Annotated in this window: 20 protein-coding genes; 14 read left to right on the top strand and 6 right to left on the bottom strand. The window is 71.3% G+C overall.

Features of this window, described 5'->3' with window-relative positions:
• The first annotated feature begins 3 nt into the window (after nucleotides 1-3).
• The 6 genes from R2J76_RS04125 to accC are packed head-to-tail and all read left to right on the top strand — an operon-like array spanning nucleotide 4 to nucleotide 5320.
• Complete coding sequence (locus tag R2J76_RS04125; RefSeq protein WP_316414525.1) at nucleotides 4-1029, top strand: agmatine deiminase family protein; 1026 nt, start codon at nucleotides 4-6, stop codon at nucleotides 1027-1029.
• Nucleotides 1030-1050: 21 nt separating this feature from the next.
• A complete protein-coding gene (locus R2J76_RS04120; RefSeq protein ID WP_316414524.1) occupies nucleotides 1051-2295 on the top strand; it encodes a hypothetical protein in 1245 nt (414 codons plus the stop codon).
• 60 nt (nucleotides 2296-2355) lie between these two features.
• On the top strand, nucleotides 2356-2844 hold the full coding sequence (gene ribH, locus R2J76_RS04115) for a 6,7-dimethyl-8-ribityllumazine synthase (RefSeq protein WP_316414523.1): 489 nt from the start codon (nucleotides 2356-2358) through the stop codon (nucleotides 2842-2844).
• The gene (gene nusB / locus R2J76_RS04110) at nucleotides 2844-3329 is read left to right on the top strand and encodes a transcription antitermination factor NusB (RefSeq protein ID WP_316414522.1); all 486 of its coding nucleotides are present in this window, start codon (nucleotides 2844-2846) and stop codon (nucleotides 3327-3329) included. Before ribH ends, nusB begins: the two co-directional genes overlap by 1 nt.
• 19 nt (nucleotides 3330-3348) lie before the next feature.
• Complete coding sequence (gene accB, locus R2J76_RS04105) at nucleotides 3349-3888, top strand: acetyl-CoA carboxylase biotin carboxyl carrier protein (RefSeq protein ID WP_316414521.1); 540 nt, start codon at nucleotides 3349-3351, stop codon at nucleotides 3886-3888.
• A 4-nt stretch (nucleotides 3889-3892) separates the two neighbouring features.
• Nucleotides 3893-5320: an acetyl-CoA carboxylase biotin carboxylase subunit gene (gene accC / locus R2J76_RS04100; protein ID WP_316414520.1), complete on the top strand. Its 1428-nt coding sequence runs from the start codon at nucleotides 3893-3895 to the stop codon at nucleotides 5318-5320.
• Between the two features lie 2 nt (nucleotides 5321-5322).
• Here accC and R2J76_RS04095 read toward each other — a convergent pair whose 3' ends face one another.
• The gene (locus R2J76_RS04095) at nucleotides 5323-6897 is read right to left on the bottom strand and encodes a methyl-accepting chemotaxis protein (protein WP_316414519.1); all 1575 of its coding nucleotides are present in this window, start codon (nucleotides 6895-6897) and stop codon (nucleotides 5323-5325) included.
• A gap of 255 nt (nucleotides 6898-7152) precedes the next feature.
• On the opposite strand from R2J76_RS04095, the gene R2J76_RS04090 reads away from it, so the two are divergent.
• The 4 genes from R2J76_RS04090 to R2J76_RS04075 all read left to right on the top strand — a co-directional run bounded on the left by R2J76_RS04090 (nucleotide 7153) and on the right by R2J76_RS04075 (nucleotide 10225).
• The gene (locus tag R2J76_RS04090) at nucleotides 7153-8037 is read left to right on the top strand and encodes a hypothetical protein (protein WP_316414518.1); all 885 of its coding nucleotides are present in this window, start codon (nucleotides 7153-7155) and stop codon (nucleotides 8035-8037) included.
• A gap of 284 nt (nucleotides 8038-8321) precedes the next feature.
• The gene (locus R2J76_RS04085) at nucleotides 8322-8603 is read left to right on the top strand and encodes a hypothetical protein (protein WP_316414517.1); all 282 of its coding nucleotides are present in this window, start codon (nucleotides 8322-8324) and stop codon (nucleotides 8601-8603) included.
• Nucleotide 8604: 1 nt separating this feature from the next.
• On the top strand, nucleotides 8605-9432 hold the full coding sequence (locus R2J76_RS04080; protein WP_316414516.1) for a DUF692 domain-containing protein: 828 nt from the start codon (nucleotides 8605-8607) through the stop codon (nucleotides 9430-9432).
• Complete coding sequence (locus R2J76_RS04075) at nucleotides 9425-10225, top strand: HvfC/BufC family peptide modification chaperone (protein ID WP_316414515.1); 801 nt, start codon at nucleotides 9425-9427, stop codon at nucleotides 10223-10225. Before R2J76_RS04080 ends, R2J76_RS04075 begins: the two co-directional genes overlap by 8 nt.
• Here R2J76_RS04075 and lysS read toward each other — a convergent pair.
• From lysS to R2J76_RS04060, 3 genes are read right to left on the bottom strand one after another with little or no spacing between them, the layout of a single operon-like run.
• Complete coding sequence (lysS, locus tag R2J76_RS04070; RefSeq protein WP_316414514.1) at nucleotides 10179-11711, bottom strand: lysine--tRNA ligase; 1533 nt, start codon at nucleotides 11709-11711, stop codon at nucleotides 10179-10181. The two genes, R2J76_RS04075 and lysS, sit on opposite strands and share 47 nt — an antisense overlap.
• A 53-nt stretch (nucleotides 11712-11764) precedes the next feature.
• A complete protein-coding gene (locus R2J76_RS04065) occupies nucleotides 11765-12235 on the bottom strand; it encodes a hypothetical protein (RefSeq protein WP_316414513.1) in 471 nt (156 codons plus the stop codon).
• 44 nt (nucleotides 12236-12279) lie between these two features.
• Nucleotides 12280-12912 carry a LysE family translocator gene (locus R2J76_RS04060; RefSeq protein WP_316414512.1) on the bottom strand — a complete coding sequence of 211 codons (633 nt, stop codon included), beginning with the start codon at nucleotides 12910-12912 and terminating at the stop codon, nucleotides 12280-12282.
• Nucleotides 12913-12994: 82 nt separating this feature from the next.
• Here R2J76_RS04060 and R2J76_RS04055 point away from each other — a divergent pair, with 82 nt between their 5' ends.
• Entirely contained in the window at nucleotides 12995-14578 is a 1584-nt protein-coding gene (locus R2J76_RS04055) for a B12-binding domain-containing radical SAM protein (protein ID WP_316414511.1), read from the top strand.
• Between the two features lie 295 nt (nucleotides 14579-14873).
• Here R2J76_RS04055 and R2J76_RS04050 read toward each other — a convergent pair whose 3' ends face one another.
• Complete coding sequence (locus R2J76_RS04050; protein WP_316414510.1) at nucleotides 14874-16427, bottom strand: serine hydrolase; 1554 nt, start codon at nucleotides 16425-16427, stop codon at nucleotides 14874-14876.
• A gap of 33 nt (nucleotides 16428-16460) precedes the next feature.
• Nucleotides 16461-17477 carry a 16S rRNA (cytosine(1402)-N(4))-methyltransferase RsmH gene (gene rsmH / locus R2J76_RS04045; protein ID WP_316414509.1) on the bottom strand — a complete coding sequence of 339 codons (1017 nt, stop codon included), beginning with the start codon at nucleotides 17475-17477 and terminating at the stop codon, nucleotides 16461-16463.
• Between the two features lie 79 nt (nucleotides 17478-17556).
• Here rsmH and R2J76_RS04040 point away from each other — a divergent pair, with 79 nt between their 5' ends.
• From R2J76_RS04040 to R2J76_RS04030, 3 genes are read left to right on the top strand one after another with little or no spacing between them, the layout of a single operon-like run.
• A complete protein-coding gene (locus R2J76_RS04040; RefSeq protein ID WP_316414508.1) occupies nucleotides 17557-18324 on the top strand; it encodes a TrmH family RNA methyltransferase in 768 nt (255 codons plus the stop codon).
• Nucleotides 18321-19220, top strand: coding sequence for an RluA family pseudouridine synthase (locus R2J76_RS04035; protein ID WP_316414507.1), 900 nt, complete (start codon nucleotides 18321-18323; stop codon nucleotides 19218-19220). Before R2J76_RS04040 ends, R2J76_RS04035 begins: the two co-directional genes overlap by 4 nt.
• Nucleotides 19217-21883, top strand: coding sequence for a helicase-related protein (locus tag R2J76_RS04030; protein ID WP_316414506.1), 2667 nt, complete (start codon nucleotides 19217-19219; stop codon nucleotides 21881-21883). The genes R2J76_RS04035 and R2J76_RS04030 overlap by 4 nt, the downstream gene beginning before the upstream one ends.
• The last annotated feature ends 92 nt before the right edge of the window (nucleotides 21884-21975 follow it).

Genomic DNA, 21975 nt, shown 5'->3' with positions numbered 1-21975 from the left:
GCCATGATCCGCATGCCCGCCGAATGGGAGACCCATGCCGCCACCTGGGTGGCCTGGCCCCACAACCGCATGGACTGGCCCGGCAAGTTCGCCGCCATCCCCTTCGTCTTCGCCGAGATCATCCGCCACCTGGGCCGCAGGGAGCGGGTGGAGATCCTGGTGCGCGACGCCGCCATGGAGGCCCGGGCCCGGGGCGTGCTGGACCGCGCCGGGGCCCTTTCGGCCAACGTGCGCTTCCACGCGCTGCCCACGGACCGCATCTGGCTGCGGGATTCCGGGTGCTGCTTCGTGCGGGACGGGGACGCCCTGGGCGCGGTGCAGTGGCGGTTCAACGCCTGGGCCAAGTACGACAACTTCCAGCAGGACGCCGAGGTGGCGGGCTTCATGGCCCGCGCCGCGGGCGCCCGGGGACGGCGCGCCGGGATGGTCCTGGAGGGCGGCAGCATCGACGTCAACGGACGCGGCACCCTGCTCACCACCGAGGAGTGTCTCCTCAGCAAGGTTCAGGAGCGCAACCCCGGCCTGGGCCGGGAGGGGTACGAGAAGGCCTTCGCCGAGCACCTGGGCATCCGCAAGGTGATCTGGCTGGGCGACGGCATCCGGGGCGACGACACCCACGGCCACGTGGACGACCTCTCCCGCTTCGTGGGCGAGCGCACGGTGGTGACGGTGGTGGAGCCCCGCCGGGACGACCCCAACCACGCCCCGCTGGCCGAGAACCTCCGGCGCCTGCGGGCCGCCACGGACCAGGACGGCCGGCCCCTGGAGGTGGTGGAGCTGCCCCTGCCCGGGCCCCTCACCTACCGGGGCATCCGGCTCCCCGCCAGCTACGGGAACTTCTACATCGCCAACGGCCTCGTCCTGGTTCCGGTGTTCAACGACCCCAACGACCGGGTGGCCCTGGACCTCCTCGCCTCCCTCTTCCCGGACCGCGAGATCGTCGGTATCTACAGCGGTGACTTCATCTGGGGTTTCGGGGCCATGCACTGCATGACCCAGCAGCAGCCCGCCCTTGCGGTGGGAGAGTAAGATCTAACCAGGCCATCACCCATGCACCTGACCAGCATCACCCACCGCAAAGAACTCTTCGAATTGGCCACCCGCTGGTTCGCGGACTGCCCCCTCCGGGGGGACGGCCGATTCCTCACCCAGGTGACCACGTACGAGAACCTGATCTCGGCGCCGGTGGTGAGGGACCTGCTCACCGGCATCAAGCAGGCCGTGCACCCCGGGCCCGTGACCCTCACGCGCCTGCGCTCCAAGGACGAACTGCGGGACGCCATCGTGGCCTCCTGCCGGAACCCCGGCCCTCGCGAGCAGGAGCTCTTCAGCCTCTACCGGAACCACCCCGAGGACTTCTTCCCGGGCACGCCCTCGGACGTGATGCTGGGGCTGCGGGAGGACGGCACCATCCTGGGCATGGCCCGCATCAAGCGCCTGCGCCGCATCGCCGAGAAGTGCTCGCGGCGCGTGGCGGACCGCCTCGCCGGGGCCATCAACGAGCGGGCCCGGCTCCTGGCCCAGCAACGGGCCGAGACCTACGGCATCCCCCTGAAGGAGCTCCTCTCCTCCAAGCAGGAGATGGCCCAGGACTACGACCAGGCCGAGCGCATCGTGAGCCGCACCTTCCGGGACGGCGTGCTGGTCTTCAAGCCCGAGGACCTGCGCATCGACGACGGCATCGGCCTCAAGTTCGTGGGCACCCCGGAGGAGATGGATTCCATGGAGGAGGCCATCCGCCGCCACCCCTCCGTGCTGGGCGTGGTGAAGGAGGAGCACCGGGGCCGCTACAACGACATCAACCTCCTGGTGGACCTGAAGGTCCCTGAGCCCGGCGTGCTGGTGGACCTGGCCCGGGACTGGGACTGGGCCCGCCACGCCGGCAAGGGCCTCACCCCCCAGGAGCTGGCCGAGGGCTTCCCGGGCTTCGTGGAGGGGGGGCAGCGCAGCTTCCGGGCCGAGGTGATCCTCACCACCGCCTCCGACCTGGTGGAGAGCGAGTTCGGCTCCTGCATCCACGAGGCCCGCATCCTCGAGCAGCGCGCGGGGGTGACGTACTCGGGCCGCATCGCCTCCAACGCCTCCTTCCTCATCGAGTACATGCTCATGCTGGCCCTCTCCCCCACGCTGGAGGTGGGTGAACTGCCGGTGAAGATGTGGGGCCGGTACCTCCCCGACGTCTACTCCCTGGCGGTGTGGCGCCTCTTCGGCATCACCCTGGGCCGGGACCAGATCGACCACCTGGTGCCCTGGGGCGTGGTGGACGCCGGCCTGGCCTTCGAGCACGGCCTTTGATTCGACTTTCGCTCCAGTTGTGCTATTGTCTTCAATTCAACCACCTTTCGGGGGGTTCCCATGGGGATCTTTGAGGGCCAGCTGCGTGTGGAAAAGGGCGACCGGTTCGCCCTGATTGCCGCGCGTTTCAACGAATTCATCGTGGACCGGCTCATAGGCGGCGCCACGGACTGCATCCTCCGTCACGGGGGAAGCGAGGCCCAGATCGACCTCATCCGGGTCCCCGGGGCCTTCGAGCTGCCCCAGGTGGCCAAGAAGGTGGCCCTGTCCGGCAACTACGCCGGCGTCGTGGTCCTGGGCGCGGTCATCCGCGGCGGGACCCCCCATTTCGACATGATCGCCAACGAGGTCACCAAGGGCACGGCCCAGGTGGGCCTGGAGGCCGGCATTCCCGTCATCTTCGGCGTGCTCACGACGGATTCCGTGGAGCAGGCCATCGACCGCGCAGGCACCAAGATGGGCAACAAGGGCTGGGAAGCCGCCATGACCCTCCTGGAGTCGGTGGATCTCTTCCGGGCCCTCCCGGCGCCCAGGAAGGGGACGAAGTAATGGGTGTCCGCCGGCGGGGGCGCGAATACGCCCTCCAGATGCTCTACGCCATGGATCTCACGGAGTACCTCCCCGACGAGGTCTTCGCGGGCTTCAACGCCATCCAGGACCTGAACCGGGACGCGTTCTACTACGCCCGGCGCCTGGTGGACGGGGTGCACGGGCACCTGGACGAGATCGACGCCGTGCTCACCCGGTTCGCCGAGCACTGGAAGATCCACCGCATGGCCGTGGTGGACCGCAACCTGCTCCGCCTGGGCGTCTATGAGCTGATGTTCCTGAAGGAGATCCCCTTCCCCATCGTCATCAACGAGGCGCTGGAGATCGTGAAGGAATTCAGCGACCAGGAGGGAACCCAGTTCGTGAACGGGATTCTGGACGCCGCCAGCAAGGAATTCCGGCCCGACGAGACCGGCCTGAAGGGACGCGCCCGCAAGGCGGCCGTCGCTTCGGATGCCCCGGAAGAACCCCCGACCCCCGCTTGAAGCCCCCCGTGGAGTGCCCATGAGTCCCGTGAAGAAACCCGCTCCCTCCCGCGCCCTCCCCTCCAAGGCTCCCGCCGGAACCGTGGCCCTGGGCCTGGAGGACATCAAGGCCCTCATCGGCCTGGTGGCCCGGGAGCCCATCGACGAATTCGAAATGGAGACCGGGGGCGTGAAGTTCCGCATCCGCAAGGGCGGCGCCGACGCCCCCGCCCCCGTGCCCCAGGTCCTGGCCCCGGCCATGCCCCTGCCGGCCATGCCCACCCACACCCTGGTGGCCCCGGCCCAGCCCCCGGCGGAGGAGAAGTCCGAGGATCCCGGCATCCACCACATCACCAGCCCCATCGTGGGCACCTACTACCGCAGCCCCACCCCCAACGGGCCCAGCTACGTGCAGCCCGGGGATTTCGTGAAGCCCGGCCAGACCCTCTGCATCGTGGAGGCCATGAAGCTCATGAACGAGATCGAGTGCGACGTGGCCGGCGAAGTGGTGGCGGTCCTGGTGGAGAACGGCCAGCCCGTGGAGTACGGGGAGCGGCTCTTCGCCGTGCGGGTGCGCTAGCGCCATGAGCCCCGTCAAACGCTCCACCCCCAACCGGAAGCCCGCCGCCAAGACCGGCGAGCCCCCCTTCCGCAAGATCCTCATCGCCAACCGCGGGGAGATCGCCCTGCGGGTGATCTTCGCCTGCAAGGAGCTGGGGATCCAGACCGTGGCGGTGTATTCCGAAGCCGACCGCAACGCCCTCCACGTGCGCTTCGCCGACGAGGACATCTGCATCGGCCCCCCCGCCAGCGGCAAGTCCTACCTGAACATCCCCCAGGTCATCGCGGCCGCCGAGGTCACCGGGGCCGAGGCCATCCACCCGGGCTACGGCTTCCTCAGCGAGAACCCCCATTTCGTGGACGTGTGCCAGGCCTGCGGCATCGTGTTCATCGGCCCCAACGCCGAGATCATCCGCACCATGGGCAACAAGGCCCAGGCCAAGGCCACCATGCTGGCCGCGGGGGTGCCCCTCATGCCCGGCAGCGACGGCATCGTGGAGACGGTGGAGGACGCCCTGGCCTGGGGCGAGAAGATCGGCTACCCCGTCATCGTCAAGGCCAGCGCCGGCGGCGGCGGGCGGGGCATGCGCATCGTCAATTCCCCCGACGAGATGTCGGACATGTACAACACCGCCCGCACCGAGGCCAAGGCCGCGTTCACGGACGACTCGGTGTACATGGAGAAGTACCTCCTGGAGCCCCGGCACATCGAGGTCCAGATCCTGGGCGACCTCTTCGGCAACATCATCCACCTGGGCGAGCGCGAGTGCTCCATCCAGCGCCGGCACCAGAAGCTCATCGAGGAGAGCCCCAGCCCCGCCCTCACCCCCGAGCTGCGCAAGCGCATCCACGAGACGGCGGTGCGCGCCGCGAAGGCCGTGGGGTACTTCAACGCCGGCACCATCGAGTTCCTGCTGGACGCCCGGGGCGACTTCTTCTTCATGGAGATGAACACCCGCGTCCAGGTGGAGCACCCCGTCACCGAGCTGGTCTCGGGGGTGGACATCGTCAAGGAGCAGATCCGCATCGCCGCGGGCCGCAAGCTCTCCTACGCCCAGGAGGACATCGTCCTGCGCGGCTCGGCCATCGAGTGCCGCATCAACGCCGAGGATCCCTGGAAGTTCACGCCCTGCCCGGGCCGGATCACCGCCCTGCACTTCCCCGGCGGCCCCGGCATCCGCATGGACACCGCCATGCACCAGGACGCGGTCATCCCACCCTACTACGATTCCATGGTGGCCAAGCTCATCGCCTACGGCAACGACCGCACCGAGGCCCTGGCCCGCATGCGCCGCGCCCTGGACACCATCGTGGTGGAGGGCATCCGGACCACGAGCCCCCTGCACCGCCGCATCATCGACCACCCCGACTTCATCAAGGGCGACTTCTCCACCAAGTGGCTGGAAGTGTTCCTGGCCCAGCTCGAGAAGGAGCGGGCCGAGGAGGCCTGACCTCACACCTTGAAGCCGTGGGTGAGGTCCCGCAGCTTGTTGGACAGGGACGCGATGTCGTCGATGGTGCGCTTGGTCTCGCCGATGCTGGCGGCCAGCTCCGTGGCCGCCGAGGCGTTGCGCTCCGTGAGGTGGGCCGTCATGGCCACGGCCTTGTTCACGTCCTCGCTGGCCTTGGCCTGCTCCTCGATGGCGAGGTTGATGGCCTCCACGCCGGAAGCCCGTTCCCGGGCGTTGGCCCGGATGGCCTCGAGGCTCTGGACCACCTTCTCCACGGATTGCGTGCCGTCCTTCACCCACTGGCCGCTGGTCTCGATGAGGGTGCGGATCTCCTTGGCCGCGGCGCCGCTGCGCTCGGCGAGCTTGCGGATCTCCTCGGCCACCACCGCGAAGCCCTTGCCCTGGTGCCCCGCCTTGGCGGCCTCGATGGCCGCGTTCAGGGAGAGCAGATTGGTCTGCCGGGCGATATCCGCGATGACCACGGTGATCCGGCTGACGCTCTCGGAGCTCTGGCGGATGCCGTCCATGGTCTGGGTGGTCTCGCCGGCCAGGGCGATGGCGTCCTCCGTCACCTGATGGGATTCCGCCGCCAGGGCCTTGGCGGTGGACAGGCGCTCCGACACGGCCCGGATGGAGGCCGTCACCTGCTCCAGGGCCGAGGCCGAGGACATCATGGCCTCCCGCTGCTGGTCCGCGCTCCGGCTGAGATCCAGGGTGGTGAGGTTCAGCTCCCCGGCCGCGGCGGAAAGCTCCGTGGTGCCCGAGGCGGACTGGGCCGACACGTCCATGATGCCGTGGATCATGGTCCGCAGATCCTTTTCCATGTGGGCCATGGACCCCAGCAGGCTGTCCGGGCTGCCCCCGTGCTGGATGTTCATGCGGAAATCCCCGCCCGCCATCTGGCGGACGATTTCGGTGGCGTAGCCCGGATCCCCCCCCAGCTGCCCGAGGATGCTCTTGGAGAGCCGCGTGGCCACCAGGGCCATGACCGCCAGGAGGGCCACCCCCACCAGCAGCTGGCGCCAGGCCTGGGCCCAGAAGGCCGCCTGGATGTCGTCCGTGAAGAACCCGATCCCGATGGCCCACCCCCAGGGCTTGAATTCGATGAGGCCGTTGAGCTTGGGCAGCAGTTCCGTGCCGCCCGGCTTGGCGTTGCGGATCTCCATGTAGGCGATGCGGTCCTTGGCCAGCATCTCCCGGCCCACGGCGCCGGAGGACCGGCCATCGGGCATCTTGAACCCGGGATCCACCTTCCCCACCCGGGCCGGGTTCACGTGGACGCGCATGACGTCCTGGGCGTCCCGCACGAAGAAGTAGGTGTCCTCGTGCCGCAGCGCCCCCAGGGCCTCCGCCGCCCGGGCCTTGGCCTGGTCCTCGGTGATTTCGCCCTTCTGGGCCAGTTCGTGGTAGTGGGCGCAGAGGTTTTCCGAGGTGTCGAGGAGGGTCGCGATCTGGGACCGGCGCTCCTGGTTCAGGCTGGACCGGAGGCTCGCCAGGCCCAGGAGGGCGAGGATGGCGAGGCTCGCGCAGGCGCCCCCCACGATGAGGTGAAGACGCGTAGAGAGTGAAATACTCATATCTCCCCCTTGTGAATTGGATAAACCGGCAATCATTAATGGCTTCTCGCACCGAAGTGCGTGTTTTATCAGCCCCAAGGGCTCAATGAACGGGGTGGGATCCGGGTGCCGATTCTGCCCCAAGCCCTGGCGTTTTAATACTATTTATTTTTTCAAACCGCGAGGCGGCCGCCCGCCAGAACCTGGGGGCCCTTCAGGGCACTCCTGGAATGGCGCGCCACAACGACCATTTTTCATCCATAAAGGAGCACCGTCATGCAACGCTTCCTCCTCGGGGCCGCCCTGGCCGCAGGCCTGTGCACCGCCCACGCCGCCCCACCTCCCACCCACGCCCTCCTCCACGGCGTCTTCAAGCCCGCTCCCGACAGCCAGGGCGAGGGGGCGATCCACCCCCTGCCCCCCCTCCAGCGCATCGAAGCCATGGACAAGGGGGCCCTGCGCATCGTGGCCCAGGATTCGGCCGAGGGCATGGCCTTCCCCATGCTGGCCGCCCCCGGGGGCGGCGAGCCGGCGGACCTGGGCGGCCTGGGGGAAGGGGATTTCATGGTCCCCCTGGACATGACCGGCACGGGCGTTTCGGATCTCATCCACGCCCGCCGGGGCGCGCCCGGCTGGAAGGTGCTCACCAACGCGGCCCGGCTCCCCAAGCCCGCCCAGGGCTTCGTGGCCGGCCATTTCGAGAAGGGCGCGGAAACCGCCCGGTGCGAGCTCATCCCCGCCGACACCAGCGACCTGGCCGTGGACCAGAACCTCCTGGCGGCCACGGGTGATTTCCTGGGCAACGGCACCGAGCAGCTGGCCTACACCCGCCCCGGCCAGCACCAGATGTGGATCGTGGGCGCCCACGGCGCCACCACCATGAAGGCCGATCTCAAGGGCATCGAGCCCGCCGCTGAGGGGCCCCGGTGCCACTGGCTCTTCCCCTTCAAGGCCAACCGCAGGGGCCAGCGCACCCGCCTCGCTTACTACCGGGCGGGAAGCGACCACCTGATCCGCCTGGTGCCCAAGGGCATGGAATTCGTCCAGGAGCGGGTCCCCCTCAAGGGCCACTGGGAGCGCCTCAACCAGGCCGTGGTGGACTGGCCCCGGCCGGCCCCTATCGCGATCCCGGCCGAAGCAAAGGAACCTGCGGGCAACTGAGGGGCCCGACATGAATTGACGAATGAATCCCCAAGAGCCACGGCCTCTTAGGACCGTGGCCCTTGGCTTTAAAATGCGTGTGGAAACAACCATTTAATCGAATTTTAATAGGGAATTTGGCCTCAAGTAGCCGTGGTCGACACCCGATCAATAGGGGTGAAATTCGGTACGTTATCCATGGACAACAACCCTGTCCCCGCACCCAGGCCTGGCGGCACGCCGGGCCCCCATCCCCTTCGGATCCCCAGGGATCCCAGTGCGGCCAGCGCCGCGCGGAGCGCACCATGATCACCAAACTCATCGGAATCGCCACCCTCTTCGCCGCCAGTTCGGCCCTTCCGGCCGCGCCCGCCCCCACCCTCTCCGCCCGGGAGGTCGCCCCGGAGGGCCAGACCGTCCTCACCGCGTCCGTGGAGGGCCTGTGCGGCGGCCGGCGCTGTGCGGGGGTGCCCCGTTGCGGCGGGCGCCGCTGTGCGGGCATCCCGCGGTGCGGACGGCGATGCGCGGGGGTGCCCCGCTGCGGCCGCCGCTGCGCCACCCAGCCCCGCTGCGGCTGGGGCCACTGAGATGCCCCTGGCCGGGGTCGGCCTGGGCCTGCGCCTTCCCCACCTGGAGGAGGTGGCCCGGCAGGCCGTGCCGGTGCCCTTCTGGGAGATCGCCCCGGAGAACGTCCTGGGGGACGGGGGACGCACCGCCGCCCTCACCCGCGCCATCCTGGCGCGGGACCCGGTGATCTCCCACGGCCTGAGCCTCTCGGTGGGCGGCTTCGACCCCTTCGACGACGCCTACCTGGCCGACCTGGCCACCTTCCTCCTGGAATCCGGCAGCCCCTGGCACTCGGAGCACCTCTGCTTCACCTCCGTGGACGGCGCCACCACCCACGAACTCCTGCCCATGCCCTTCACCCGGGCCTCCGCGCGCCACGCCGCCGCCCGGGTGCGGGAGCTCAAGCCAAGGCTCCCGGTGCCCTTCCTCCTGGAGAACGTCACCTACTACGCCGAACTGGGGGAATCGGAGATGGACGAGGCGGCCTACATCGCCGAGGTGCTGGAGGGGGCCGACGCGGGCTGGCTCCTGGACATCAACAACGTCTACGTGAATTCCCTGAACTTCGGCTTCGACCCGTACCGCTGGTTCGAGGGCATGCCCCTGCACCGCGTCGCCCAGATCCACATCGCCGGCCACGACCGCTACGAGGATCTGGTCATCGACACCCACGGCGCGCCCGTGGCCGATCCGGTGGTGGATCTCCTGCGCTTCGTCCTGCCCCGCATCGGCCGGCCCGTGCCGGTGCTGCTGGAGCGGGACAACGCCATCCCGCCCCTGGCGGAGCTCCTGGCGGAGCGGGCCGCGCTGCAGGAGGTCTACGACCAGGTGCTGGGCGCCCATGCCTGACCCGGTCCTCGCCCTGCAGCGCAGCCTCGCGGCCCTGGCCCTGGATCCGGACGCCAGCGCCTTCGAGGCCGATCCGGCCGCCTTCGCCGCGGCCCGGGGCCTGCCCGAGGGGGACCGGGCCGCCTTCCGCCGCTTCCGGAGCCGGCTGCTGTACTACCGGGACGCCGTGCGGGAGGATATCTGGGAACCCATCGACCTGGACTTCCCCCTCACCCGCACGCTGCTGGAGGGGGCCGGGGCCTGGGAGGCCTGCCGGGCCGCCTTCCTGGCCACGCGCATCTTCCGGAGCCCCTACTACCGGGATATCTCGCCCACCTTCCTGGGCTGGATGGCCACCTCGGGCTGGGGGCGGGAGCGGTGGCCCTTCCTCCTGGAACTGGCCCATTTCGAACTGGTGAAGCAGCTGGTGGAACACCTTCCGGACGAAGCCCTCCCGGGGGATCTCCGGGCTTCCCCCCGGCCCGGGGACCGGTTGGTGCTGGCGCCGCCCACCCAGGTGTTGACCTACGCCCACCGGGTCCACGAGGCCACCTGGGAGGCCCCCGCGCCCCGCCCCGGCGCCTGCCACCTCCTGGCCAGCCGGGACGCCCAGGGCTTCATCCGGTGGCGGGAGCTGACGGAAGCCACGGCCTACCTCCTGGTGCGGGCCCAGGCGGCCACCGTGGCCGGGGCGGCCCGGGAGCTGGGGCTGGAGCTGGCCGTGGTCACGGCCTTCCTGGCCTCCCTGGGGGAGGCGGTGGCCGGGTTTACGCCTCGTCCTCGTCCCCGGCGCCTTTGGTCCCCGGGCGCATGAGGGGGAACAGCAGCACGTCGCGGATGCTGGAGCTGTCCGTCATGAGCATGACGAGGCGGTCCATGCCCACCCCCAGGCCGCCGCAGGGCGGGAACCCGTGCTCCAGGGCCTCGATGAAGTCCTCGTCCAGGAGCATGGCCTCGTCGTTGCCCGCCTCGCGCTCGGCGAGCTGGGCCTGGAAGCGCTCCAGCTGAACGACGGGATCGTTGAGCTCCGAGTAGGCGTTGGCCAGTTCCATGCCCCCGATGAAGAGCTCGAACCGGTCCACGAACTGGGCGTCGCCGGGGAGGTTCTTGGTGAGGGGGCTCAGCTCCACGGGGTACTCGGTGATGAAGGTGGGCTGGATGAGCTCCTTCTCCGCGTGGTGCTCGAAGAGCGCGCCCAGCAGGGCGCCGGAGGTCTGCTTCTCGGCGTCCTCCACGTGGGCCTCCCGGGCCAGGCGCAGGATCTGGGCCGGGTCCTCCAGGAGGGCCCGGTCGAAGCCGCCGAAATGGGCGGTGGCGTCCTTGAGGGTCATGCGGCGGAAGGGGGTCTGGTAGCTGATCAGCCGCGGGTTGCCCTCGGCGTCCACGCCGAAGGGCCGCTCCACGGCGCCCAGGTGCTGGGCCACGGTCTCGAAGAGGTTCTCCGTGAGCACCATCACGTCCCGCAGGTCCTCGCCGGCCGCGTAGCTCTCCATCATGGTGAACTCGGGGTTGTGGCGCATGGAGACGCCCTCGTTGCGGAAGCTCCGGTTGATCTCGAAGACCCGCTCGAAGCCACCGACGATGAGGCGCTTGAGGTAGAGTTCGGGGGCGATGCGCAGGTAGAGGGGGATGTCCAGGGCGTTGTGGTGGGTCACGAAGGGCCGGGCCGTTGCGCCGCCCGGGATGGGCTGCATCATGGGGGTCTCCACCTCCAGGAAGCGCTGGCCCTCCATGTAGGCGCGCACCTTGGCGAGGATGCGGCTGCGGGTCTGGAAGGTGAGCAGCACGTCGGGGTTGGCCACCAGGTCCAGGTAGCGCCTGCGGTACCGCACCTCCTTGTCCTGCAGCCCGTGCCACTTCTCCGGCAGGGGCTTGTGGGCCTTGGTGAGGAACTGGATGCGCTGGGCCCGCACGGACAGTTCGCCCATGCGCGTGCGCATGACCGGGCCCGTGACGGAGATGAAATCGCCCAGGTCCAGCAGCTTGACCACCTCCCATCCGGGCTCGGCCAGGTCGTTCATGCGGAAGTACACCTGGAGCTTGAGCCCCATTTCCGTGACCGTGGCGAACACGCTCTTGCCCATTTCCCGGATGGCGATGACCCGGCCCATGACGCTCACCACCTGGCCCAGGGCCTCCAGGTCCTCGCCGGAGGTCTTGGCCCCCTCCCGGTCGTGGGCCTCCAGGAGCTCCCCGATGCCGTGGGTGCGCTCGGCCTTGCGGGGCCAAACGTCCAGGCCCAGGGCCTTGAGCTTTTCCAGCTTCTCGATGCGGACTTGGCGGTACTGGCTGAGCTGCATGCGGTCTCCATTCCTTCCGGGCAAAAAACCAGTTTATCGCGGGAAGGCCCTTTTCAGCCCTCCCTTGGCACCAGGAGCACCACCCCGAGGCTGGCCCCGCCCAGGCAGGTGGCCGTGAAGGCCCGCCCCCGGAGGGTCAGGGGCCCGGGATCCGCCGGCCTGTGGTCGGGCCCGGGGCCGGGAATGGCCCGCCACGCGGCCTCCAGGGCCGGGTCATCCCGGAAGACGGGCTCCCCGGGGGCGGGCAGGTCCTGCCCGGCCCAGCCGGGGGTGGCCTCCATCACCAGGCCCGTGGCGCGGTCGGCGAAGGCCGCCGGGGCCGGCAGGCCCCGGAAGGCCTCCCGGTAGCGCTCCAGGGCGCGCCGGGCGTCCAGTTCCCGGGCCTCCCCCTCGTCCTCCAGGCGGATCGTGGCCCGCCAGTAGCGGTGCGCCAGCACCGAAGCCAGGAAGAGGGCCGCCACCAGGAGGAGGACGCCGCCATCCACCTTGTGGGGCCAGGGCGGCAGTTGGAGCAGGAATGCCATGGGAGATCCTCCAGGGCATCCAGTATGCACCCGGACGTCCCGGCCTACCCGATGAGCGCCCGCAGCAGCACCACCCCCGCCGCGCCCACCAGCACGGCCCCCATGCCCTTGATGAACCACTCCACCGAAGCCGGGCTCCAGCGCCCCTTGAACCGGCGCACCAGCCACAGCAGCGTGGAGAACCAGGCCACGATGCCCACGAACACCGCCAGGGCGAAGGGCACGGCCCGCTCCGGGGACAGGGTGACCAGGCCGGTGGCGTGGAGCGCGGCCAGGGCCGCCGTCCAGGTGACCAGCAGGGTGGGGTTCAGGGCCGTGAGGAGGAATCCCCCCAGGAGGCTGCGCTTGGTGCCCTTCCTGCGTTCCGGCTGGCCCGGCGGGGGCCCGGGCTTGGGCCGGTGGAGCAGCAGGACGATGCCCAGGACCAGGCACAACACCGCCCCCACCAGGCGGCTGGCGGGCAGGACCCGGGGGTGCCGGTCCAGCACCGTGCTGAGCCCCCAGAAGGCCGCCAGGGAATAGAGCCCCTCCGCCACGGCCCCGCCGATGGCCACGTACCGCGCGTGGCGCGCGTCGTGGTTGAGCCCCAGGCGCAGCACCAGCAGGGCGATGGGCCCCGCCACCGGCATGGAGCCGATGAAGCCGAAGGCGAATCCCACGAGGACGGCGACGATCATGGGGAAAAATATACCGCCCTCCGGGCCGCGCCGATGCCCTTTCCCCGCGGTCCCGCCTATGATTCAGGGGGAGGCGGCACGCATGGACCTGGTTCTGGTGGCCCTACATCTGGAACCCTCGGCCCGGGCGGTGCCCCTGGGACCGGCCATGCTGGCCTCGGTGCTGCGGCGCTCCTTCGGCGCGGAGGTCGCCGTGCGGGTGCTGGACCTCTACCTGGACCAGAGCCCCGAAGCCTGCGCGGACCGGATCCTGGAGGACGATCCCCGGTGGGTGGGCTTTTCCATGTACCTGTGGAACCGCGGCCGGGCCCTGGCCGTGGCCCGGGTGCTGCGGGCGCGGAAGCCGGACCTGGTGATCTTCGCCGGCGGTTCCGAGGCCACCGCGGACCCCGGGGGCGTGCTGGCCGATCCCGCCATGGACCTCGTGCTTCCCGGGGAGGGCGAGGACCTCATCGTGGAGGCCGTCACCCACCTCCTCCGGGGCCTGGATCCCCGCACCCTGCAGGCCCGGCTCCGCCCCGCCCCCGTGGCCGACCTGGCCGCGCTGCCCAGCCCCTACCTGGACGGGACCCTGGACCCCGCGGCCTACCCGGGCCAGCTGTGGGAACTGAGCCGCGGCTGCCCCTTCAAGTGCGATTTCTGCTTCGAGTCCCGCGGGGGTTCGGGCACCCGGCGCATTCCCATGGAGCGGGTGGAGGCGGAGCTGCGCCTCTTCGAGGCCAAGGGCGTCAGCCAGGTCTTCGTGCTGGACCCCACCTTCAACTTCGACCGGGAACGGGCCAAGGCCGTGCTGCGCCTCATCGCCGCCGAGGCCCCGGCCATCCACTTCTTCTTCGAGATCCGCAGCGAATTCATCGACCGGGAGCTGGCCGGGCTCTTCGCGTCCATCCGCTGCACCCTCCAGATCGGCCTCCAGAGCGCCCACGACGCGGTGCTGCGCAACATCAACCGCAGGATCGACCCGGACGCCTTCGAAAGCCGGATCCTCCTCCTCCACCGCGCCGGGGCCACCTACGGGTTCGACCTCATCTACGGCCTGCCCGGGGACGACCTGGAGGGCTTCAAGGCCAGCCTGGACTTCGCCCTGGGCCTGGCCCCCAACCACCTGGACATCTTCTGCCTGGCGGTCCTGCCCGGCACCCGGCTCTTCGAAACGGCCCCTTCGTTCCGCCTGGAGCACCAGCCCGCGAGCCCCTACCTCGTCACCGGCTCCCCGGCCTTCCCCGCCGCGGACCTGGCCCAGGCCGCCCGCGTCGCCCGGGCCTGCGACGCCTTCTACAACGACGGCAAGGCCGTGCCGTGGTTCGCCATCGTCCAGAGCGCCCTGGGGATGGAGCCCTCCGAACTCTTCAGCCGGTTCGCGGACCACCCGGAGGAGGGCGATATTCTCGACCGCCAGCGGGACTTCATCCTGGCCCAGTTCGAGGCCCAGGGCCTGGCCGCCCAGGGCGCCGTGGCCGCCGACCTCATCACCTGGTTCGGACTCGCGGCGCGCATGGCCGACGCCGAGGCCCGCCGGGAGCCCCTGGACGGCCCCTGCACCGGTTTCTTCCGCCACGACCCCGCCCTGCTCCTGGAGCAGCTCGCCGCCGGCATCACGGAACTGGAGGACCTGTCCTTCGTCGTGCCGGAGGATCCCGGGGAGCGGGTGGTGGCTCCGGAATAGGGAGTGTCGGCAAACCCTGGCGGGTTGATCTCTGGGATCCGGCTCCAGCTTGGACCTGGCATTCTTTATCCTGCCTTTTCCCCTGGATCCTATTCATCCCCGTTCCAGCAGGGCCCTAGCCGGGGTGGGGCGGCGCGAAGTTGATCTTCATGTCCCGACCCATCCCGGCGCTGGCCCTGCTGGAACGGGGATGAAATCGGATGAAGGGGATGAAGGGGATGGATTGCCTCGTTATGACAAATCCCGGCCGCGGCGCCGCCCCGGATCCGGTCCGGGAAAATCTTCCCCCGGTCCCCTACCAGCGCTCCGGTGCTCCCGGCGCCACGGGGGCCAGTGCGAGATCGTGAAAGTCGTAGCTGAAATCCGTGGAAGGCGAGACGGCCTTCATGGCCACCCGGGCCACCTTCCCGTCCGGGCCCAGGGAGAAGGTCACGTAGGCGTCGGCGTCCAGGGTCCGGTCCTTCCACCGCGCCACGAAGGTGTCGTACTGCCAGTGCTCCAGGGTTCCGGCGAGGGCCGGGGTGTGGGTGAACCGAATGGACAGCTTCCCGCCGGCGGCCTCCACCAGGACGTCGCCGTACCAGGGATCCCGGTACCGGCCCGCGTAGCCCTCCAGGGGCAGCGAAGGCCTCGACGCGGCGTTGCGGGCCCCCGCGGCGCCGGCCACCGCGTCCCGGGCCTTGGCCTTCTGGGCGGCCCGCACCTCCCGGTAGGCCCCCACCCAGTCCTTGGCCGGGGCCCCCAGGTAGTGGTCCAGCACCGTGTTCGTCACGGCCCGGAAGGCGGCACCCTCCTCCTGGTTGGTGAAGACGATGATCCCGAGGTTCCGCCCGGGCACCATGGTCACCTCCGTCACCATGCCCTGGAGGCCCCCGGTGTGGGACACCACCAGGTGGCCCCGGTACGTGCGCACGTCCTCGCCCATGGCGTAGGCCAGGAAGTCGGACCGGGACTCCGCCAGCGCCGGGGGCGGCTCGGGGTGGGGAATGAGGGTCAGGGGCGTCCACAGCTCCCGGGCCCGCTTCTCGGTGAACAGGCGCTTGCCGCCCCCCAGGTCCCCCTTGGCCAGCAGCGCCCGCACCCACCGCGTCATGTCCTCGGCGGACGCCACGATGGCCCCGGCGGGGGCGCTGTTGTCCATGACCTCGTGGGCCACCGGCACGAGCCGGTCCCCCTCCATGGCGTGGGCCGAGGCCACGTCCTCGCCGGGGCGCACGTCCCGGATGCTGGTGCGGCTCGAAGCCATGCCCAGGGGCCCGAAGAAGCGCTCCCGGATGAACTCGGCCCAGGGCCTGCCGGACACCGCCCGGATCACCTCGCCGGCCACGGTGTAGAGGATGTTGTCGTAGGCGTAGGCGCTGCGGAAGCTCGTGGCCAGCGGCACGAAGCGCAGGCGGTGGACGATCTCCTCCGCCGTGAGGTCGGTGGGGGGGAAGAACATGAGGTCCCCGGCCCCCAGCCCCAGCCCGCTGCGGTGGCAGAGCAGGTCCCCGATGCGCATCTCGCGGGTGACGTAGGGATCGCTCATCTGGAAGCCCGGGAGGCGGTCCACGACCCGGTCGTCCCAGGAAAGCTTCCCTTCGTCCACGAGCATGGCCAGGGCCGAGGCCGTGAAGATCTTCGTGTTGGAGGCGATGGCGAAGAGGGTCCCGGGCGTCACGGGCGCCGGGGCCCCCAGCCTGCGCACGCCGTAGCCCTTGGCCAGGACCACCTTGCCGTCCTGCACCACCGCCACGGCCATGCCGGGCACGTTGAAGGCGGCGCGGGCGCCCTCCACCGCGCGGTCGATGTCGGCCTGGGCGGCGAGGGGGAGCGCGAAAATCAGGGCAGGAAGGAAACCGCGGGGCATGGGGACTCCAGGGATGCCCGACCATGGTACTCCCTACGCCCGTACCGCCCACCTCAGCTTTGCCGACGAGGACCGCGGGTTGTCGTGGCGCTCCTGGGACGAGGGCCGGACGGGCTCCCGCGCGATGTCCCGGTAGATCCCCTCCCGCCACCCCTCCAGGAAGGCCTTCTTCACCCGGCGGTCCTCCCCCGAATGGAAGGTGAGGATGGCCACGCGGCCCCCGGGCCGGAGCGCCGCGGGCAGGTGGGAGAGGAACTGGTCCAGCACCTTCAGCTCGTCGTTGACGGCGATGCGCAGGGCCTGGAAGGTGCGCTGCAGGCTCGCGCGCGCCTCGTCCTCGGAGAGGACGCCCCGCACCAGCCGCGCCAGGTGCACGGTGGTGGCCACGTCCTGGCCGTGGAGGGCCCCGGCGATGGCCTCGGCGTGGGGCTCGTCGGAGTTCTCCACCAGCAGCGCCGCCAGTTCCTCCCGGGAAAGGGCCTTCAGCAGGGCCGCGGCGGACCGGCCCCGGTTGGGGTTGAGGCGCAGGTCCAGGGGGCCCTCGCTCTTGTAGGTGAAGCCCCGGGCGGGATTGTCGATCTGCATGCTGGAGACGCCCAGGTCGGCCAGGATGAAATCCAGCCCGCCGCCGGTTTCCGGCAGGAGCGCGGGGAGGCCCGCGAAGTTCATGCGCTTGACGACGAGCAGGTCCTCCCCGAAGCCCAGGGCCCGCAGGCGGGCCTCGGTGCGCGGCAGCTCCAGCGGGTCCACGTCCAGGCCGAAAAGGCGGCCCCCGGGCCGGATGCGGGCCAGGAGCTCCCGGGCGTGGCCGCCGTAGCCCAGGGTGGCGTCCAGCCCCACCTCCCCGGGCCGCGGATCCAGGCAGGCCAGGATCTCGGCCACGCAGATGGGCCGGTGGGTCCCCGCCGGCGTCTGGCCGCGGTCCATGACCTTGCGCAGTTCCCCGGCGTGGGCGCCGGGGTCCAGTTCCTTGTACTTCTCCTCGAACCGCCGGGGGTGGGTGCCCTTGTAGCGGATCCTGCGGGTTCTCGGGGGCGGGGCGTCGGTCATGGAATGATTCTGGACCGGTGGGCCCGGTTCACACAGCCCCCGGCTTCCGTCCGCCCCGGAAAGCCGTGATGATGAAGCCATGACGCTTCCCGACCCCTGGCCCCTCTTCCAAGACCTGCGCTTCGCCGGGCAGCGCAACCACCCCCGGGGGGCCTGTTTCGTGGCCGAGGGCCGGATCCTGGTGGAGGACCTCCTGGCCTGGGGCCGGGCCGGGAGGGTGGAGGTGGTGGCGGTGCTGGCGGAAACCGCCTCGGCGGAGGCCGTGCGCCCCCTGCTGCCCGAAGGCGCCGAGCTCATCGTGGCCTCGCCCGCGGAGGTGGAGGCCCTGGCGGGCTTCCCCTTCCACCGGGGCCTAATGGCTGCGGCCAAGGTGCCCGCCCAGCCCGGAGATGCCGAACTCCTGGCCTGCCGGCGCCTCCTGGCGCTGCCCAACATCACCGACGCGGAGAACCTGGGCCAGCTCCTGCGCACCGCGGCGGCCCTGGGCCTGGACGGGATCCTCCTGGGCCCGGGCCCCGATCCCTTCAGCCGCCGGGTGGTGCGGGTCTCCATGGGCACCGCCTGGAAGCTCCCCCTGTGGCGCCGCGCGGACGTGTGGGAGGCCCTGGAGGCCTGGCGGGGCGCCGACGGCGAGATCGTCGCCGCGGCCCTGGGCGGCGCAAGCGTCCACGCCTGGCGCCCCGCGGCCCGCACCGCCCTGGTGCTGGGGCCCGAAGGCCCCGGGCTCTCCCCGGAGGACCTGGCCCGGTGCGGCCGCGCCGTGAGCATCGCCATGGCCCCGGGCGTGGACAGCCTCAACGTCGCCGCCGCCGGCGCCATCCTCATGCACCGCATGGTGGGCCCATGACCCTCAACGCCGGCTTCTGCTACCGGGAGCGGGTTCAGCGCGGCGGCCTCACGGTCCTGGAGCACTACGCCCTGCACCACCCCCACTCCACCCCGGAGCGGTGGCGGGAGCGCATCGAAGGGGGCGAGGTGGAGCTGGACGGCCACCCCCCCGCGCCCGGAACGCCCCTGGCCCCCGGCCAGGAACTGGCCTGGCACCGCCCGCCCTGGGAGGAACCGGAGGTGGACCTGGCCATGGGGGTGGTCTATGAGGATCCTTGGCTCCTGGCGGTGGTGAAGCCCTCCGGGCTGCCCACGCTCCCCGGGGGCGGCTTCCTGGAGCACACGCTGGTGGCCCTGGCGCGGGCCCGGTGCCCCGGGTGCAGCCCCATGCACCGCCTGGGCCGGGGCACCTCGGGCCTCGTCCTCTTCGGCCGCACCCCGGAGGCCGGGGCGGCCCTGCAGCAAGCGTGGCGGGAGCACCGGGTGGAGAAGCGCTACCGGGCCCTGGCCGCGGGCGGCCCCGCCTGGGACGAGCTGGATATCCGCACCCCCATCGGGCCCGTGCCCCACCCGTGGCTGGGCAGCATCTTCGCCGCCAGCCCCGGCGGCAAGCCCTCCCGCAGCGTGGCCCGGGTCCTGGAGCGCCGGGAGGGCGAAACCCTTCTGGAGGTGGACCTGCACACCGGCCGCCCCCACCAGATCCGCATCCACCTGGCTTCCGTGGGCCACCCCCTCGCCGGGGACCCCCTCTACGCCCCGGGCGGCCTGCCCCGGGAGGACCTGGTGGCCCTGCCGGGGGACCTGGGGTACCTCCTGCACGCCGAGCGCCTCGCCTTCCTCCACCCGGTCACGGGCGAGGCCCTGGACCTGCGGGCGGAGCCGCCGGAGCCCCTGCGCACCGGGAGCGGCGCGTGAAGGAGCCCTTCCTCCCCGGCCAGCGCTGGATCAGCCGCACCGAGCCCGACCTGGGCCTGGGCACGGTGCGCCAGGCCACGGACCGCAGCGTCACCGTCCATTTCGGCGCCGCCGGCGAGACCCGCACCTACGCCAGCGACCAGGCCCCCCTGCGCCGGGTGGAGTACCAGGCCGGGGACACCGTGCGGGACCGGGAGGACCGGTCCCTGGTGGTGGAGGCCGTGGCCCGGCGCGCGGGGCTCCTGGTGTACCGGGGCGGGGGCCGGGAACTGGCCGAGGCCGACCTGGGCGACCGCCTCGCCTTCAGCGACCCCCTGCAGCGCCTCCTGGCCGGGGACCTGGAGGAGCCCGGCGCCTTCGCCCTGCGGGTGGCGGCCCTGGAATGGCAGCACCGCCGCCGCAAATCCCCGGCGCGCGGGTTCGCCGGGGGCCGCGTCGAGCTCCTTCCCCACCAGCTCCACATCGCCTCGGAGGTCGCGGGGCGCCTGGCGCCGCGGGTGCTCCTGGCGGACGAAGTGGGCCTGGGCAAGACCATCGAGGCCTGCCTGATCCTGCACCGGCTCCTGCTCACGGGCCGCGCCGCCCGGGTCCTGATCCTCCTGCCGGATTCGCTGGTGCACCAGTGGTTCCTGGAGCTGTACCGGCGATTCAACCTCTGGTTCCACATCTACGACGAGGACCGCTGCCGGGCCCTGGAGGCCGGGGGCGCCAACCCCTTCCTGGACGACCAGCTGGTGCTGTGCGGCCTGGGCCTCCTGGCCGGAAGCCCGGAACGGGCCCGGCAGGCCCTGGAGGCGGGGTGGGACCTGCTGGTGGTGGACGAGGCCCACCACCTGGAGGGGGCCGCCTACGCCCTGGTGGAGGCCCTGGGCGCGGCCGTTCCCAGCCTGCTCCTCCTCACCGCCACGCCGGAGCAGCTGGGGGTCCCGGGCCATTTCGCCCGGCTCCGGCTCCTGGACCCGCACCGCTTCCCGGACCTGGACGCCTACCTTCGCCAGGCGGATGACTACCGCGCCATCGCGGACCTGGCCGCGGGCCTCCTGGCCCCGGAGCCCCTGCCGCCGCCCCAGGCCGCGGCCCTGGCGGCCCTGCTGGGCCCCGACCTGGGTGCGCGCCTGGAGGAATCCCGCCCCGAGGCCCTCAACGCCCTGCTGGACCGCCACGGCACGGGCCGCGCCATGTTCCGCAACACCCGCGCGGCGGTGGCGGGATTCCCCGCGCGCATCGTGCACCTGGCGCCCCTGGAGCCCTCCCCCCGGGACCCGCGCCTGGACTGGCTGGCGGACCTGCTCCGCTCCACCGGGGACAAGGTCCTCCTCATCTGCTCCACCCGGGCCCAGGCCGAGGCCATCGCCCAGGGCCTGAAACCCCGGGTGCGGGTGAAGGCCGCCGTCTTCCACGAGGGCCTGACCCTGGTGCAGCGGGACCGGAACGCCGCGTGGTTCGCCGAACCCGGCGGGGCGCGCATCCTCCTCTGCTCCGAGATCGGCAGCGAGGGACGGAATTTCCAGTTCGCCCACCACCTGGTGCTCTACGACCTCCCCCTGGATCCCGATGTCCTGGAGCAGCGCATCGGGCGCCTGGACCGCATCGGCCAGGCCCGGGACGTGGAGATCCACGTGCCCTACCCCAGGGGCGGCGCCCACGAGGTGCTGGCGCGGTGGTACCACGAGGGCCTGGACGCCTTCCGGACCCACCTCCACGGCGGGCGCGAACTGCTGGAGCGGTTCCGGGACCGGCTGGCCGCGCCCGGCGACGTGGAGGGCCTGGTGGAGGCCACCCGCGCCGCCCGGGAGGAGCTGCGGGCCCGCCTGGAGCGGGGCCGGGACCGGCTCCTCGAACTGAATTCCTTCCGCCCCGGGGCCTCGGCGGCGCTCCTGGACGAACTGCGCCGCCTGGACGGGGACCGCGCCCTGGAGGGCTTCCTGCTGACCCTGTTCGATCGCCTCCCGGTGGACGTGGAGGAGGTGGGCCCCCGCACCTACCAGCTGGGCTCCATGGGCGTCCTCGCCGAGGCCCTGCCCGGCCTTTCCGCGGACGGCCTCACCGTCACCTTCGACCGGGAGCGGGCCCTGGCCCGGGAGGAGCTCCAGTTCCTCACCTGGGACCACCCGCTGGTGAGCGGCGCCCTGGACCTCCTGCTGGGCGGCGGCGGGGGCACCTCCTGCTTTGGGCGGTGGCCGGACCCCAAGGCTTCGGCCCTGTACCTGGAGGCCGTGTACGTCCTGGCCTGCGCGGCCCCGCCCCAGCTGCACGTGGACCGCTTCCTGCCCCCCACCCCCCTGCGGGTGGTGGTGGACGCCCAGGGCCGGGACCTCACGGCGGCGCTGCCCCGGGCCCTCCTGGCGCGCAGCGCCCGGCCCGCCGCCGGCCAGGGCCTCCTGGCCCGGCCCGAGGTGCGCCAGGAGCTCCTCCCCCGCATGCTGGCCCGGGCCGGCGGCCTCGCGGAGGCGAGGGCGCCCCGCCTCCTGGCCAAGGCCCGGCAGGACCTGGCCGCACACCTGGACCGGGAGATCGAGCGGCTGCGGGCCCTGCGCCGGGTGAACGGCGGTGTGAGCGAGGGGGACATCGAGGGGCTCCTGCACCAGAAAGCCGCCCTGGACACCCACCTGCGCGAAGCCCGGCTCCGCCTGGACGCCATCCACCTGGTCCACCGGGGCTGAGGCCTTTCATTGTCTGATTAATAAGTTATAATACGAGACCCCGCCCCGACCCTTGCCACCCCCGGGGATTCCAGGCTTGAATTACCCAAACC

Source organism: Mesoterricola silvestris (assembly GCF_030295405.1).
Lineage (GTDB): Bacteria > Acidobacteriota > Holophagae > Holophagales > Holophagaceae > Mesoterricola > Mesoterricola silvestris.
Note: the sequence above shows the minus strand (reverse complement) of the source record. Positions and strands in the feature narration are given on the sequence as shown.